Below are 14,873 nucleotides of genomic sequence, written 5' to 3'. Positions count from 1 at the left end.
GCCACCCTCACGCGGTTGCGGAAGTCCGGCCCGGCCGCTGATTTCGCGCTCGCCGCGGAGATGTGGTCGCCATCCTGTCCGAGCTTTGGTATCCGGAAAGGTGGCATCCGGCATGCGTAATCTTCCCTGTTCGGAAATGTGGCTCTTCAGAATTGACGGTGTAGTCGGGGTCTGAATCCGCCGGCCTCCAGCAGGGATCTGGCGATGTAGTTGGTGAGGTTGCGGAACCCGAGTGCGGAGCCGCGCAGGTGCTCGAGCCGTCCGTTGATGGCCTCGGTGGGCCCGTTGGACGTGCCGGGACGATCGAAGTAGGCCAGGACGTCCTCTGCGCGGCGGCTCAGGGTGCGGCCAAGCGTGCGCAGCTCGGTCAGGGCGGTGGGCACGCCGTGGCTGAGGGAGTCGATCGCGGCGTGCAGCAGTTCGCGGCCTCGGGTGGTGTCGGGGTGGCGGTAGGCGGTGATCATGCGCTGGTAGACGGCCCAGGTCGCCTCGACCGCGACGTGGGCGTCGCCGTCGAAGAGGTCCTCCAACCGCTGCTTTTGCTTGTCGGTGAGCAGGTCGGTCCCGGTGTGCAGGGTCCGCCGGGCGGCGTAGAGGGGATCCCCCTTGCGGCCGCGGCGCCCGCGGGTGTGCTGCTGGACGCGCCGGCGGCACTGGTCCAGGGCGTCCCCGGCCAGGCGGACGACATGAAAGGGGTCCATGATCGCGACGGCGTCGGGAAGCTCCTCGGCGGTGGCGGTCTTGAACCCGGTGAAGCCGTCCATCGCGACGATCTCGACCGCCTGACGCCAGGACTTGTCTCGTTCGGCGAGCCACTGCTTGAAGACCTGCTTGGAGCGGCCCTCGACCATGTCCAGCAGCCGGGCCGGTCCGGTGCCCTCACGGATCGGGGTGAGGTCGATGATCACGGTGACGTACTTGTCCCCGCGGCGGGTGTGTCTCCACGCGTGCTCGTCCACACCGACGACCTTGACGCCGTCGAACCGGGCGGGGTCGTCGATGAGGACTCGCTTTCCCTCGGCCAGGACCGCGGCGTTGGCGGTGTTCCACGACACGCCCAGGCCCTCGGCGACCCGGGCCACGGTCAGGTGCTGGCACACGATGCCCTCCAGCGCCCAGCGCAGGCCCCGGCGGGAGAGCTTCGCCCGCGGCTCGGCGGCCTTCGTGGTGTCCTGGCGCCACACGTGCCCGCACCCGGTGCACCGGTAGCGGCGGACCGTGACCACCAGCGTCGTCGGACGCCACCCCAGCGGCTCGTGCGCCAACCGCCGGATCACCGTGTCCCGAGGCGAGCCCTCGCACCCGCACCGGCGGCACCACTCGTCGGGCTCGACCACGCGGCAGGCCAACACCGCTCGGTCCGGCTCGAGCCGCTGCCCCACGACCTCCAAACCGAGCTCGTCGAGGCGGGCGAACGTGGTCAGGTCAGGGCGAGCGAAGGTAACGTCGGGCACGTCGAGGTCTTTCGGATGAGCGGCGTAGGAACCCTCATCATCGGAAGACCTCGACCCCTATCCAGCGACCGACGCGCCGACTCCCGTTACACCCTCAACTGCGAAGAGCCGGAAATGTGGGCCGCTGGCCAAACGTCCACATCGGGCGAGTCGTGACGCAAAGAATGCTTTGGCGCCGGCTCTGGCTACCGGATGGTGGCGACCGATTTCGACAGCACGATCGTCCCGCACGGTGGGAACGTCTCGCGGCGCACGCGCGGCGCCCTGGCCGCGTGCGCTGACGGTGTCTTCGTCACCGGGCGCGCGCCCAGTTGGATGCCCCCGGTTCTCGACGCGACGGGGCAGTGGAGCGCCTCGCTCCCCGCGAAGATCGGGGGTGGGCTGGCGCAGCTGCTCGAGGCGGAGGTCCGCGCATACATGCTGGCTCCCTCGCGAACCGCTCCCCGCACTCGCGCTGGTGGGGCTCGTGCTGACCCCGGTTCAGCCGTCGCTTGGCCTCGCCCGAATCAGCGGGACAGGGAACCGGGCGGCCCGGATCGGGTCGAGTGTGTCGTCGGTGATGCCCGCCGTGAAGCTCTCGAACCCGAACACCTTGAAGAGCGCCTCCCGGCCGAACTTGGTGGAGTCCGCGACGAAGAATGCCTCGGAGGCGATGGAGCGCATCTTGCGTTTGAGCTCGATGGCATAACTGCTGCTCGCGTAGATGCCATCGTCCATAACGGTGCCAGCGCCGAAGATGGCGACGTTCACCCGCATGGTCTCGAGCTGCTGGATCGACGTCGGGCCCCACATCGAGGTGCTGGTCGGTAGGAGTTCGCCCCCGATGAAGACCAAATTGATCTGCGGCTTCGTCGAGATCTCGAGGCCGACGTGCAAATCGTTGGTCACAATCGTCAGGCGGCTGTGGTCCAGGTGCCGGGCTACCTCGAGGCACGTGGTGCCGCTGTCCAGCAGAACCGTCTGACCCTCAAGGATGCGCTCGGCCATCGCCGCGCCTATGGCTCGCTTCTCGGGCAGGTGGGGATCACGGCCGAGATCCGGCTGGGACTCGTTGTCGCCAGCCGCCACAGCGGCGGCTCCGCCATGTGTGCGGATCACGACGCCGTCGGCGGCGAGGCGGTCGAGGTCGCGCCTGATCGTTGAGGTGTCCACGGCGAACTTCCGCGCGAGCGTGGTGACGCTCTGGAAGCCGCGCTCCTCGATGAGCTCGGCGATCTGCTGGCGGCGCGACATCGTTGACCTTCCGCTCGATCTTGGCACAGGGTAACAGGCTTGTTTTGCGCGACATCGTGCCGTCGGTGCCGCAAACTGTGCACATTGTTGCACGGCGCGTTTGGACAATCGCGCAGCTTGCCTCTAGGGTCTGCCGTAGTCAGGGGCCCTGACGCACGAAAACAGGAGTTTGGTGCGCGGACGTAGGCGTCCCTGCGCACGATCACGAGGGAGTGAACGGATGAGGAACAAGCGCACTGCGTGCGTGTTCGCCGCGGGTCTCGCGACCCTGCTCATGGCCGGCTGCGGGTCGGTGAACGATGGTGCCGCCGCGGCCGGTGGCAACACCGCCTCCGGCAGCAGCGATCCTTCCGACCAGACGATGGTGACAGTCGTCAAGGTCAAGGGCATCGCCTGGTTCGACCGCATGGACGAGGGCGTCGTCGCTTACGGCGAGCGCACAGGGATCGACACGCGCACCGAGGGTGGTGACGACGTCTCACCAGAGAAGCAGATCCAGATCATCCAGGACCTGATCGCCCAGAAGCCGACGGCCATCACTGTCGTGCCGAACTCCCCGGAGGCGCTGTCGGCGGTGCTCGCGCAGGCCAAGGCGCAAGGCATCATCGTCGTCGCGCACGAGGCGACGGGCATCGAGAACGTCGACGTTGACATCGAGGCCTTCGACAACGCCGACTACGGCGTGGACATCATGGAGAACCTCGCCACGTGCATGGAGGGTGAGGGCGAGTACGTCCAGTTCGTGGGCGGCCTCACCGCCAAGACCCACATGGAGTGGGTCGGGGCCGCGTACGACTACCAGGTCGAGAACTACCCCGGCATGACGCGCGTCGAGGAGCCGATCGAGAGCACCGACAACGAGACCGCCGCGTACGAGAAGGCCAAGGAGATTCTGGCGAAGTACCCGAACATCAAGGGCTTCCAGGGCTCCGCCGGTAACGACGTGCCGGGCATCGCGCGCGCCATCGAGGAGGCCGGTCTCGAGGACGAGGTCTGCAACATGGGCACGTCGATCCCGTCGGCCGCCGCGAAGTACCTGGAGACCGGCTCGATCGACAAGATCTTCTTCTGGGACCCGGCGCTCGCCGGTGAGGCCCAGCTGGAGATCGCCCGCACCCTCGCCGAGGGCGGCACGATCGAGGAGGGCACCGACCTGGGCATCGAGGGCTACAACAGCCTCCGCAAGCTCGAGGGGTACGACAACGTGTTCGTCGGTGACGCCGGCATCGCGGCCGACGCCGAGGCCGCGAAGCAGTACAACTTCTGATCCCGTCCACAGGCGCGGGGCGGACGCACCGGTCCGCCCCGCGCCGGTGTTGAGAGGCGCACGACATGACAACCACGGCCCTTTCGGGCACCCCAGCACCCGTCCTCGAGGTCCGCGACATCGTCAAGTCGTTCGGTGGCGTGACCGCCCTCGGCGGGGTGTCGCTCAATCTGCTTCCCGGCGAGGTTCTGTGCCTCGCCGGTGAGAACGGGTGCGGCAAGTCCACCCTGATCAAGATCATCTCCGGCGCGGAGAAGCCTGACTCGGGCGCGATCGTGGTCGACGGTGAGACGTTCACGTCGATGGACACCACCGACGCGATCAAGAGCGGGGTCCAGGTCATTTACCAGGACTTCTCGCTGTTCCCGAACCTGACAGTCGCCGAGAACATCGTCTTCACGTCCGCGGTCGGCTCGCGGCAGCGGCTGTTCAACCCGCGTGATTCCCGGCCGGCTGCGCAGCAGATCGTCGCTGACCTCGGGCTCGCGCTCGACCTCGATGCGGACGTCGAGACGCTCTCGGTCGCCGACAAGCAACTGACGGCGATCTGCCGCTCCCTCGTCCACGAGGCGCGGGTGATCATCATGGACGAACCCACGACAGCGCTGACGCAGACCGAGGTCGAGCGGCTGTTCGCGATCGTCGAGAGGCTGCGCTCCCGGGGCGTGGCGTTCATCTTCGTGTCCCACAAGCTCGACGAGGTCCTGGCCATCTCTGATCGCGTCACGATCCTCCGTTCGGGGAAGAACGTCATCACCAGCCCGGCCGGGGACCTGGATCTGCGGACGATCGCGCAGCACATGACTGGTCAGGTCATCGACGACTCCCGCAGGGTCAGTGAGCTCGTCCCCGACGCCGCGCCGGTACTCGAGGTGGAGCACCTCACCCTCCCGGGTGCCTTCCGCGACGTCTCCTTCACACTGGGCCGTGGGGAGATCCTCGGCCTCACCGGCCTCCTCGGCTCCGGTCGCACAGAGATCGCCGAGTCGCTCTTCGGCGTCCACCCGTACGAGTCCGGGTCGGTCAAGGTGGACGGCGTCCCGACCCGGCTGCGCAGCATCGACGACGCCATCGCGGCGGGCATCGGCTACGTCCCCGAGGACCGCCTCACGCAGGGGCTCTTCCTCGAGAAGTCCATCGCGGACAACATCATCGCCAGCTCCACCGACAGGCACCGGACACGGTGGCTGACCCTCGACAAGCCCGCGATCCACAAGACGATCGACGGCTTGTTCAGGCGCCTTCGCGTCAAGGCGCCGAACGTCCAGGCGCCGGTGCGGTCTCTCTCCGGCGGGAACGCCCAGCGCGTGGTGCTCGCCAAGTGGCTGGCGCGGCGCCCCAAGGTGCTCATGCTCAACGGGCCGACGGTCGGCGTGGACGTCGGATCCAAGTCGGAGATCCTCGACATCCTGCGCGCCCAGGCGGCCGACGGCATGGGCGTCATCGTCATCTCCGACGACGCCCCCGAGCTCGTCGCGTGCTGCCACCGCGTCCTCGTGGTTCGTCACGGCCGTGTCGTGGACGTGCTCGAGGGTGATGACGTCGACGTCGAAAGTATCCGGAAGAAGGTGGCCGCGTGAGTGCGGAGAAGTCGTCCAGAGCGGCGTGGTTGCGCCGCCTCCGCGGACGGAACAACGAGGGCGTCCTCGCCCTCATCCTGGTCGTGCTGATCATCGGGATGTCGATCGCCAACCCGGTGTTCTTCTCGCTCCCGACGGCGTTCAGCATCCTGCGCAGCGCGATCGTGCCGTTGATCTTCGCCCTCGGCGTGCTGCTCGTCATCATTTCGGGCGGCATCGACATGTCGTTCGCCGCGATCGCGGTGTTCGCTGCCTACACGACGATCAAGGTGCAGCTTGCCGGCTCGTTCGACCTCGGCCTTGTCGGTGCGTTCGCCGTGGCGGTGCTCATCGGCGCGTTCCTCGGAGCGATCAACGGTTTCGTCATCGCGAGGTTCCGGCTGCCGACGATGATCGTCACGCTCGGCACCCGGGGCATCTTCACGGGTGTGCTGCTCACCTATGTCGGCTCCCGCTACATCGCCGACCTGCCGGCCGGGATGGCCTCGGTCTCGACGACCAACCTCATCGCGGTCGAGGGCTCGACCGGGAACGCCTTCCTGCATGTTCTGGTGGTTCCGGCGGTCCTGCTGGCGATCGTGATCGCCTGGGTGCTGCGCCGGACGATGTTCGGCCGCAGCATCTACGCGATCGGTGGTGATGCCGAGGCGGCCCGCCGCGCCGGCATCCGCGTCGTCCGTACTCAGGTGTGGATGTACGTGCTGGTCGGGATGATGGCCGCCGTCGGCGGCATGATCTACATGATCATGGGGCGCAGCGCCACCCCGCAGGAGCTGGTGGGTGACGAGCTCGACATCATCGCTGCGGTCGTCCTCGGTGGGGCGTCGATCTTCGGCGGGCGTGGGTCCGTGACCGGGACCGTTCTCGGCGTCCTCCTCATCCAGGTCATCAACAACAGCCTCATTCTCGCCGGTGTGCCGAGCGCCTGGCAGCGGACCGCCGTCGGCCTGCTGCTCGTCGTCGGGGTGGGTGTCCAGGCCCTCGCCGCGCGCCGCTCCGCGCGCAGGATCCGGACCATCGACGAGTCCGACGAGGACGGGGCGCGCCATGAAACGACCAGTGTTCAGCACGAGAAGGTGACGGCATGAACGACGCCCAGCATTCCATGCGACGGGTCAACGGCTCCGTCGACGCCCGGTGGAAGGACCTGCTCGGCCGGGTCCACGTGGACCGCAGCGCGCAGCGGATGCTGCTGCTCGTCATCGTGGCGTTCGCGCTCTTCACCGCCCTCAACCCGTCGGTGTTCCTCAGCCCGATCAACCTGCAGAACATCGCGCTCGCGTCGCCAGAGGTGGGCGTGCTCGCCCTCGCGATGATGCTCGCGATGCTCACCGGCGGTATCGACCTCTCGCTCGTGTCGATCGCGAACCTCACCGCGATCACCATGTCCACGCTCTACACGGCGATCGCGACGAACGACCCGGCGCAGGCGGAACAGATGTTCCCGGTGATTGCGCTGGTGGGTGTCGTGGTGGGGGTCCTCGGAGGCTTTGTCAACGGCATCCTCGTGGCGTGGGTCGGGATCACCCCGATCCTCGCGACGCTGGGCACCATGCAGATCTACAACGGGATCGCGGTCGCCTGGACCGGCGGCAAGACGCTGTACGGCGCGCCGTCGGCACTGACCGCCTTCGGGCAGTCGACGGTCGGTGGGGTGCCCACGCTGTTCGTCGTCTTCGTCGTCGTCGCCCTGGTGATCGGCCTGGTCGTCAAGCGCACGCCACTCGGCCTGAAGGTCACCTTGCAGGGCGCCAACCCCACCGCCGCGCACTTCTCCGGCATCAACAGCTCCCGGGTGCTCATGAGCACCTACCTGGTCACGGGGCTGCTGGGCGGCGTCGCCGGCGTGCTGTTCCTCGCTCGCAACCCCACCGCCTCGGCGGACTACGGCGCCTCGTACGTCCTGCTCGTCGTGGTCATCGCCGTTCTCGCCGGCACCAACCCGAACGGCGGGTTCGCGACCGTGCTCGGGGTGGTCCTGGCAACCCTCACCTTGCAGATCGTGCAGAGCGGCTTCACCGCGGTCCGCCTCTCCGCCTTCGAGTACGCGATCGCGCAGGGCCTGATCCTCGTCGCGGTCATGGTCTTCGACCAGGTGAGGTGGCGAGGCCTACGCCGGCCCAGACGTGCGGTCGCGGCGACCGGCTCGTGACCATCACATCCAGCTCTTCGACGAAAGGAACGTCATGAAGAAGATCATCAACAAGCCCGAGAACTTCGTCGACGAGATGATCGAGGGCATCCTCCTCGCCCACCCCGACAAGGTGAAGACGCCCGGCGACGACCGGCGCATCCTCGTGCGGGCCGACGCCCCTGTCGCAGGCAAGGTCGGCATCGTCACCGGTGGCGGCTCCGGCCACCTGCCCCTCTTCAAGGGCTACGTCGGCAGGGGCCTCGCCTCGGGGGTGGCGATCGGCAACGTCTTCAGCTCCCCGAGCTCGCAGCAGTGCTTCGAGGCGACCAAGGCGGTCGACGGCGGTCGCGGCGTGCTCTACCTGTACGGCAACTACGGCGGCGACGTCTTCAACTTCGACCTCGCGGCCGACCTGGCCGAGCTCGAGGACATCGAGACCCGCACCGTGCTCGGCCGCGACGACGTCGCCAGCCAGCCGAAGGAGCGCAAGCACGAGCGCCGAGGCGTCGCGGGCATCTTCTTCGCCTACAAGGCCGCCGGCGCCGCCGCTGAGCGCGGCGACAGCCTCGAGGAGGTCGCCGCGGTCGCCGAGGACATCGTGGAGCACACCGCGACGATGGGCATCGGGCTGTCTCCGACCATCCTGCCCACCACCGGTGAGCCGAGCTTCGACGTGCCCGACGGCGAGATGGAGGTCGGCATCGGCATCCACGGCGAGCCCGGCATCCACCGCGGCCCGCTCGAGACGGCCGACGAGATCACCGAGCGCATCGTCTCCGCACTCGTCGCGGACCTGGAGATCACCGAGGGTGACCGCGTGGCCGTGCTCGTCAACGGGCTGGGCGCCACCCCGCTGGAGGAGCTCTACGTCATGTACCGCCGCGTCCACCAGATGCTCGCCGACCGCGACGTCACCATCGAGCGCAAGTACGTCGGCGAGTTCGCCACGAGCCTCGAGATGGCCGGCGCGTCGATCTCGCTGCTCGTGCTCAACGACGCCCGCCTCGCCCTGCTCGACGCGCCCGCCGCGTCCCCGTTCTTCCAGGAGGTCTGATCCCATGCATTCCACAGAGCTTGTCGGCACGATCCAGCGCAGCCTGGCCGAGCTGGTCACGTACGCCGACGAACTGCGTGACCTCGACCAGGCGCTCGGCGACGGCGACCTCGGCATCACCATCTCGCTCGGCGCCAACGCCGTCATCGAGGCGCTCGGCGCCATCCCGGACGGCGCGACGCCTTCCGAGATCGCCCGCGCCGCCGCGAAGGCGTTCGCGAACGCGAACCCGTCCACGATGGCGGCTCTCGTCGCCGGGGGCCTGCTCGCCGGATCCAAGGCGTGGGCCGACGTCGAGGACGTCGACGTGGCGGCTGCCGCGAAGTTCGTACGGGCCGCCGGGGAGAACATCGCGCAGCGCGGCAAGACGCAGCTGGGTGACAAGACGATCCTGGACGCGATCCTGCCCGCGGCCGACGCGCTCGCCGCCGCGGCGGACGGCGCTGTCGGCCTCGAGGACGCCATCGCCGCCGCGGAGAAGGCCGTCGTCGAGACGCGCGACCTGCAGTCGCGCCGTGGCCGGGCCTCCTGGCTGCAGGAGCGCAGCATCGGCCTGCAGGATCCCGGCGCCACCGCGATGCTGCGGTTCCTCCAGTCGTGGCAGAAGGCCGGAGCGGTGGTGGCGCCATGACGGCCGTCGCGGTCCTCGGGCTGGGGACCATGGGTCGCGGCATGGCCGCGAACCTGGTGGCCGCCGGCCACGACGTCACGGTGTGGAACCGCACCGCGGCCGCAGCAGCCGAGGTGGACGGGGCTCGGACGGCCTCGTCGATCGCCGACGCCGTGCACCGCCAGGACGTGGTGCTGTACTGCCTGTCCGACGACGCCGCCGTGCGCGCCGTCGCCCTGGGGGAGGACGGCGTGCTCGCCCACGTCGCGGCACCCACCGTCGTCGTCGACATGTCGACGATCAGCGTGGCCCTCAGCGACGCCGAGCACGCCGCGTACGCCGAGCGCGGTATCGCGATGCTGGACGCGCCGGTCTTCGGGTCGAAGGGTGAGGCGGCGGCCGGCGGGCTCTGGGTCGTCGTCGGCGGCGACGACGACACGGTCGCCCGCGTGCGGCCCGTCCTTGATGCCGTGAGCGAGTCCGTGCACCACATGGGGCCGGCCGGCTCGGGCGCTCGCATGAAGCTCGTCGGCAACCTGCTCGTCGCGGCCCAGCTGCAGTCCCTCGGCGAGGGCCTCACGCTCGCCCGTGCGGCCGGGCTCGACCTGAGCAGGGTGCTCGAGGTCGTCGCCGTGACGGACTTCCGCACGCCCATCTACGACGGCGTGGGCGCCGCCGTCCTCGCGGACGACTACTCGCCGAACTTCGCGCTCCACCTCATGCGCAAGGACGTGGGCCTGATCGGCGAGCTCGCCGAGCAGGTCGGCGCGCCGGTCCCCGGAACGGCGGTGGCGGCCGAGACGCTCGACGAGGCCATGGCGGCGGGGCTCGGCAAGCTCAACGCCTCGGCGCTCGTGAAGGTGCTCGCCGGCCGGGCCGGGGTCGAGCTCTCGCAGCGCTGAGCCAGGCAGGTGCGGCGGGTGGCGAGGGCCACCCGCCGCACCCTTTTCTTATGGGGTCCGGTGCTGGCTGCGCGCGAGAGCGTGCACGACCTCGCGACTCGTGGGGTAGAGGTCGAGGTAGAGCCGGTAGCGCTCCTCGTAGAGCGCGGCCGTGCCCGGGTCGGGCACGCGGAGATCCGCGGCCGGGTTCCAGTCGGCGATCGAGACGTCCGCGAGGAGGCGGGCCGCCAGGAAGGCCGCGCCGTAGCTGGCGCCGATCGTGCGGCTGGGGATGACCTGCTCCAGCCCCGTGACGTCGGAGACGACCTGGGTCCACAGTCTCCCCTGGGTGCCGCCACCGACGGCGACGACGCGGTCGATCCGCGCGCCGGCCGCGCGTAGGGCGTCGACGTTGTGCCGCACTCCGAAAGCGGTGGCCTCCAGGACGGCGCGGTACAGGTCTCCGCGGGTGTGCGAGAGCGTCAGGCCGGCGATGAGGCCGCGGGCGTGGGGGTCGAAGATCGGGGTGCGCTCGCCCGCGAAGTAAGGCAGAGCGAGCAGGCCACGGGCGCCCGGCCCGGACGCCTCCGCCTCGGCCAGCAGCGTGGGGTAGTCGACCCCGCCGGCCACGTCCCGAAGCCAGGAGGTGATCGCGCCCGAGGTAGCCATCCCCCCGGCGAGGTTCCGGGTGCCCTCGAACGCGCCGACGGTGCCCCACATGAGCTCGCTGGTGAGCCGCTCGGGCACGGTCGCGACGAGGAACATCGTCGTGCCGTACATCAGCATGAGGTCGCCGGGGTTCTGGGCGTCGACGCTGACCGCCTCCGACCAGGCGTCGATCGTGCCGGTGATTACGGGCACCCCGGCGGGGATGCCGCCGATCTCCCGCTGCATCACGCCGGCCCGCTGGCCGGGCCAGCGCAGGGGCGGCAGTTCGAGGCCGGGGGCGATGCGGTCGGACCAGGGGCCGTACCACTGGAGGTCGCGGATGTCGAAGAGCGGTGTGCACTGGCTGGCAGAGTGGAAGTCCAGCACGTACTCGCCGGTGAGCCGGTAGGCCAGCCACGACGCCGGCATGAACAGCCTGCGAGCCCGGGGGTAGACCTCTGGCTCGTGCTGCCGCACCCAGGCGAGCTTGGGGCCGACAGCCTGGCTGGAGAGCGCCGAGCCGGCACGGTCGAGGATCGCCGCCTCGCCGAGCTCGGCGTTGAGCATGGCGATCTGTTCGGTGGCGCGGGTGTCGACGCCGTAGAGGATGGCCGGCCGGAGGGGAGTGCCGTCGTCGTCGGTCAGCAGCACGCACGGGCCCATGCCGCTGACGCCGACTGCGCTCACCTCGACGTCGCCGGGGGCGGTGAGCTCGCCGGCGAGCTCGACGAACTCGCGCCACCAGATCTCGGCGTCCATCTCCACGTGGCCCGGGGCGGGCCGGTCGACGGTGTGCTCCCGCACGGCGGTGCGGAGGATTTGCCCGTCGGGGAGGACGAGCACGCCCTTGCTGCTCGAGGTGCCGATGTCGACGCCGAGGGTCGCGCGTCTCATGTAGCCGCCTTTCCGATGTGCCGCCGGTCATCGCGACATCGCCAGAGGACCTGGCGACATTGTCTCGCGCTTTCGGAACGTTCCTGACCGCAGGCCGCCCGTGGCGGGCGCATGTGCCGCGAGTCCGGTGCGGCGGCGCCCTCCAGCCAGCCGTGAGACGGGAGTGCCCAGGTGATGGACGGTCGACTACAGTCTGCGGGCGAAGCGGGGCCAAGGGTCCCAGCGCCGGGAAACCCCGAGACCGGCGTTTCGAACGATGGGCCCCAGCCGGCCCGCAGCATGTCCGGAAGGATTCCCATGAAGCGCTCGAAGACGAGCATCCTCGGCGCGGCGCTCGCGGCCACCGCCCTCACCCTGGCCGCCTGCGGCAGCGACTCCGGCGCCGACGGCACCGACGCGGCCGGCGGCGGCGAGCAGGACGCCGTCGAGATCGGCATCACGCAGATCGTTTCGCACACGTCCCTCGACGCCGCCCGCGATGGCTTCAAGAACGCGCTCGCCGAGAACGGCTACGTCGAGGGCGAGAACGTCACCTACGACGAGCAGAACGCCCAGGGCGACCAGGCCACCGCCACCTCTATCGCGAACAAGTTCGCCTCCGACGGCAAGGACCTCGTGCTCGCCATCGCCACGCCGACGGCGCAGGCCGCCGCGCAGGCCATCACGGACATCCCCATCCTCATCACCGCCGTCACCGAGCCTGCCGAGGCCGGCCTGGTGGACAGCTGGGAGGCCCCCGGCGGCAACATCACCGGCACCTCCGACCTCAACGCCGTCGAGGAGCAGCTGGGCCTGATCAAGGAGCTGGCGCCGGACGCCACGACCGTGGGCGTCGTCTACTCCTCCGGCGAGGTCAACTCCCAGGTGCAGGTGGACCTGGCCGAGGAGGCGGCCGAGAAGCTCGGCCTGACCCTCGAGCTCGCCACCATCACCACGTCGGGCGAGGTGCAGCAGGCCGCGAACTCCCTGGACGTCGACGCCTTCTATGTGCCCACCGACAACAACGTCGTCTCCGCGCTCGACGCCCTCGTCCAGGTGGCCGAGGAGAAGCAGGTGCCGGTGGTCGTCGGCGAGGGTGACTCCGTCGCCAACGGCGGCGTCGCCACCTATGGCTTCGACTACGAGCAGCTCGGCTACCAGACCGGCCTCATGGCGGTGAAGATCCTCGACGAGGGCGCCGACCCCGCCGAGATGCCCATCGAGACGCCCACCGACCTGCAGCTGTACGTCAACCCGGCCGCTGCGGAGCGCATGGGCGTGACCATCCCGGCGGAGCTGCTCGACAGCGCCGACGTCGTCGTCGAGGAGTAAGAGGACCCGCATGATTGCCGCCCTGGAGCTGGGACTGATCTACGGGCTCATGGCCCTGGGGGTCTACCTGACCTTCCGGATCCTCGACTTCCCGGACCTGACGGTCGACGGCAGCTTCACCACCGGGGCCGCCGTCGCCGCCATGCTCGTCGTGGGCGGCACCAACCCCCTGCTCGCCACGCTCGCGGCCATCGCCGCGGGCCTGGCGGCAGGGGCGGTCACCGGCGTGCTGCACACCAAGGGCAAGATCAACCCGCTGCTGGCCGGCATCCTCACCCAGATCGCGCTGTACTCGATCAACCTGCGCATCATGGGCGCGGCCAACCTCTCGCTGCTGCGCGAAGACACCCTGCTCACCCCGCTGCGCGACGGCGGCCTCATGGGCACCGCGGTGGCGGTGGTGATCTTCGCCGTCGTCGCGCTGGTGTTCAAGCTCCTGCTGGACTGGTTCCTGCACACCGACCTCGGGCTCGCCCTGCAGGCCACCGGCGACAACGAGGAGATGATCCGCAGCTTCGGCGTGAACACGGACCGGACGAAGGTGCTCGGGCTGGCGCTGTCCAACGCCCTGGTGGCGCTGTGCGGGGCGCTCATCGCCCAGTACCAGGGCTTCGCGGACATCGGCATGGGCATCGGCCTCATCGTTGCCGGCCTGGCGTCGGTGATCATCGGCCAGGCGATCTTCGGCACCCGCACCATCGTCATCGCCACCCTCGCCGTGGTGCTCGGCTCCGTGGTCTACCGGGTGGTCATCCAGCTGGCACTCACGATCGGCCTGGACCCCAACGACATGAAGCTCATCTCGGCCGTCCTCGTGGTCATCGCGCTGGTCCTGCCGCAGTGGGGGCTGTTCAAGGGCCTCGGCGCGCGGCTCGGGCTGCGCCGGACCCACGTCGGCGCGAAGGCGAAGGTGGACGCCTGATGCTGCGCCTCGACGACGTCACCCAGACCTTCTTCGCCGGCACCCCCAACGAGCGGGTCGCCCTGCGCGGCGTCACGCTCGCACTCGAGCCGGGGGAGTTCGTCACCGTCATCGGCTCCAACGGCGCCGGCAAGTCCACCCTGCTCAACATCGCCGCCGGGAAGCTCCGTCCCGGGACCGGCACGGTGGCCATCGACGGCAAGGACGTCACCGGGCTGGCGGACCACCAGCGCGCCCGGGACGTCGCCCGCGTGTTCCAGGACCCGATGGCCGGCACCGCCCCGCACATGACCATCGAGGAGAACCTCGCCATGGCCTACGAGCGGGGCAAGGGCCGGGGCCTGCGCCGGGGCGTCACGGCCGCCAAGCGGCAGCTCTTCGCCCGCGAGCTGGCCACCCTCGAGCTCGGCCTGGAGTCGCGCCTGAAGGCGAAGGTCGGCATGCTCTCCGGCGGTCAGCGCCAGGCCCTGTCGCTGCTCATGGCCACCTTCAGCGAGCCCAAGATCCTGCTGCTGGACGAGCACACCGCCGCCCTGGACCCCCAGCGCGCGGCGCTCGTGGCCCGGCTGACGGCGGAGGCCGTGGAGCGCCACCACCTCACCACGCTCATGGTCACCCACAACATGGCCCAGGCCCTCGAGCTGGGCACCCGGCTGGTGATGATGCACGAGGGCCGGATCATCCTCGACCTCGACGCCGCCACCAAGGCCCGCACCACCGTGCCGGACCTGCTGCACGAGTTCGAGAAGATCAAGGGCGCAGGGCTCGACGACCGGACGATGCTGCAGTAGCCATCTTTCGCGCTTCCGCGTCCATCCCGTCGGATGATCGCGAGGAGAGCCTCATTTTTCGTGACCGAGGCCTCGTCCGGTATTTCTTCTCGCC

Annotated in this window: 13 protein-coding genes; 10 read left to right on the top strand and 3 right to left on the bottom strand. The window is 69.5% G+C overall.

Annotated elements, in window-relative coordinates:
* Nucleotides 1–146: 146 nt before the first annotated feature.
* Both ACF0H8_RS01335 and ACF0H8_RS01330 read right to left on the bottom strand, forming a co-directional pair.
* On the bottom strand, nucleotides 147–1,454 hold the full coding sequence (locus ACF0H8_RS01335; protein ID WP_395287198.1) for an ISL3 family transposase: 1,308 nt from the start codon (nucleotides 1,452–1,454) through the stop codon (nucleotides 147–149).
* 480 nt (nucleotides 1,455–1,934) lie between these two features.
* On the bottom strand, nucleotides 1,935–2,687 hold the full coding sequence (locus tag ACF0H8_RS01330; RefSeq protein WP_395287197.1) for a DeoR/GlpR family DNA-binding transcription regulator: 753 nt from the start codon (nucleotides 2,685–2,687) through the stop codon (nucleotides 1,935–1,937).
* 220 nt (nucleotides 2,688–2,907) lie between these two features.
* Between ACF0H8_RS01330 and ACF0H8_RS01325 the strand changes: the two genes are divergently transcribed.
* The 7 genes from ACF0H8_RS01325 (at nucleotide 2,908) to ACF0H8_RS01295 (ending at nucleotide 10,234) form a co-directional block, all read left to right on the top strand.
* Complete coding sequence (locus ACF0H8_RS01325; RefSeq protein WP_395287196.1) at nucleotides 2,908–3,954, top strand: substrate-binding domain-containing protein; 1,047 nt, start codon at nucleotides 2,908–2,910, stop codon at nucleotides 3,952–3,954.
* 65 nt (nucleotides 3,955–4,019) lie between these two features.
* Nucleotides 4,020–5,534 carry a sugar ABC transporter ATP-binding protein gene (locus tag ACF0H8_RS01320; protein WP_395287195.1) on the top strand — a complete coding sequence of 505 codons (1,515 nt, stop codon included), beginning with the start codon at nucleotides 4,020–4,022 and terminating at the stop codon, nucleotides 5,532–5,534.
* Entirely contained in the window at nucleotides 5,531–6,622 is a 1,092-nt protein-coding gene (locus ACF0H8_RS01315; RefSeq protein WP_395287194.1) for an ABC transporter permease, read from the top strand. The genes ACF0H8_RS01320 and ACF0H8_RS01315 overlap by 4 nt, the downstream gene beginning before the upstream one ends.
* Nucleotides 6,619–7,686 (top strand): ABC transporter permease, encoded by a 1,068-nt coding sequence (locus ACF0H8_RS01310; RefSeq protein ID WP_395287193.1) that lies wholly within the window; start codon nucleotides 6,619–6,621, stop codon nucleotides 7,684–7,686. Before ACF0H8_RS01315 ends, ACF0H8_RS01310 begins: the two co-directional genes overlap by 4 nt.
* Nucleotides 7,687–7,720: 34 nt before the next feature.
* Nucleotides 7,721–8,722, top strand: coding sequence for a dihydroxyacetone kinase subunit DhaK (locus ACF0H8_RS01305; RefSeq protein ID WP_395287192.1), 1,002 nt, complete (start codon nucleotides 7,721–7,723; stop codon nucleotides 8,720–8,722).
* Nucleotides 8,723–8,726: 4 nt separating this feature from the next.
* A complete protein-coding gene (locus ACF0H8_RS01300) occupies nucleotides 8,727–9,353 on the top strand; it encodes a DAK2 domain-containing protein (RefSeq protein WP_395287191.1) in 627 nt (208 codons plus the stop codon).
* Nucleotides 9,350–10,234 (top strand): NAD(P)-dependent oxidoreductase, encoded by an 885-nt coding sequence (locus tag ACF0H8_RS01295; protein WP_395287190.1) that lies wholly within the window; start codon nucleotides 9,350–9,352, stop codon nucleotides 10,232–10,234. Before ACF0H8_RS01300 ends, ACF0H8_RS01295 begins: the two co-directional genes overlap by 4 nt.
* A 48-nt stretch (nucleotides 10,235–10,282) precedes the next feature.
* Here ACF0H8_RS01295 and ACF0H8_RS01290 read toward each other — a convergent pair whose 3' ends face one another.
* Nucleotides 10,283–11,755, bottom strand: a complete 1,473-nt coding sequence (locus ACF0H8_RS01290; protein WP_395287189.1) for an FGGY-family carbohydrate kinase — start codon at nucleotides 11,753–11,755, stop codon at nucleotides 10,283–10,285.
* Nucleotides 11,756–12,052: 297 nt separating this feature from the next.
* On the opposite strand from ACF0H8_RS01290, the gene ACF0H8_RS01285 reads away from it, so the two are divergent.
* From ACF0H8_RS01285 to ACF0H8_RS01275, 3 genes are read left to right on the top strand one after another with little or no spacing between them, the layout of a single operon-like run.
* Entirely contained in the window at nucleotides 12,053–13,066 is a 1,014-nt protein-coding gene (locus ACF0H8_RS01285; RefSeq protein WP_395287188.1) for an ABC transporter substrate-binding protein, read from the top strand.
* Nucleotides 13,067–13,076: 10 nt separating this feature from the next.
* A complete protein-coding gene (locus tag ACF0H8_RS01280) occupies nucleotides 13,077–13,988 on the top strand; it encodes an ABC transporter permease (protein ID WP_395287187.1) in 912 nt (303 codons plus the stop codon).
* Nucleotides 13,988–14,779, top strand: coding sequence for an ABC transporter ATP-binding protein (locus tag ACF0H8_RS01275; RefSeq protein ID WP_395287186.1), 792 nt, complete (start codon nucleotides 13,988–13,990; stop codon nucleotides 14,777–14,779). Before ACF0H8_RS01280 ends, ACF0H8_RS01275 begins: the two co-directional genes overlap by 1 nt.
* The last annotated feature ends 94 nt before the right edge of the window (nucleotides 14,780–14,873 follow it).

It is taken from the genome of Georgenia sp. AZ-5, from assembly GCF_043952095.1.
In the GTDB taxonomy this organism is placed as follows: domain Bacteria; phylum Actinomycetota; class Actinomycetes; order Actinomycetales; family Actinomycetaceae; genus Georgenia.
Note: the sequence above shows the minus strand (reverse complement) of the source record. Positions and strands in the feature narration are given on the sequence as shown.

What these genes read in the sequence shown, in the direction of transcription:
- ACF0H8_RS01320 (WP_395287195.1), top strand. Translation starts at nt 4,020, where the DNA reads ATGACAACCACGGCCCTTTCGGGCACCCCAGCACCCGTCCTCGAGGTC.
- ACF0H8_RS01300 (WP_395287191.1), top strand. Translation starts at nt 8,727, where the DNA reads ATGCATTCCACAGAGCTTGTCGGCACGATCCAGCGCAGCCTGGCCGAG.
- ACF0H8_RS01275 (WP_395287186.1), top strand. Translation starts at nt 13,988, where the DNA reads ATGCTGCGCCTCGACGACGTCACCCAGACCTTCTTCGCCGGCACCCCC.
- ACF0H8_RS01290 (WP_395287189.1), bottom strand. Translation starts at nt 11,755, where the DNA reads ATGAGACGCGCGACCCTCGGCGTCGACATCGGCACCTCGAGCAGCAAG.
- ACF0H8_RS01285 (WP_395287188.1), top strand. Translation starts at nt 12,053, where the DNA reads ATGAAGCGCTCGAAGACGAGCATCCTCGGCGCGGCGCTCGCGGCCACC.
- ACF0H8_RS01310 (WP_395287193.1), top strand. Translation starts at nt 6,619, where the DNA reads ATGAACGACGCCCAGCATTCCATGCGACGGGTCAACGGCTCCGTCGAC.
- ACF0H8_RS01325 (WP_395287196.1), top strand. Translation starts at nt 2,908, where the DNA reads ATGAGGAACAAGCGCACTGCGTGCGTGTTCGCCGCGGGTCTCGCGACC.
- ACF0H8_RS01295 (WP_395287190.1), top strand. Translation starts at nt 9,350, where the DNA reads ATGACGGCCGTCGCGGTCCTCGGGCTGGGGACCATGGGTCGCGGCATG.
- ACF0H8_RS01305 (WP_395287192.1), top strand. Translation starts at nt 7,721, where the DNA reads ATGAAGAAGATCATCAACAAGCCCGAGAACTTCGTCGACGAGATGATC.
- ACF0H8_RS01280 (WP_395287187.1), top strand. Translation starts at nt 13,077, where the DNA reads ATGATTGCCGCCCTGGAGCTGGGACTGATCTACGGGCTCATGGCCCTG.
- ACF0H8_RS01330 (WP_395287197.1), bottom strand. Translation starts at nt 2,687, where the DNA reads ATGTCGCGCCGCCAGCAGATCGCCGAGCTCATCGAGGAGCGCGGCTTC.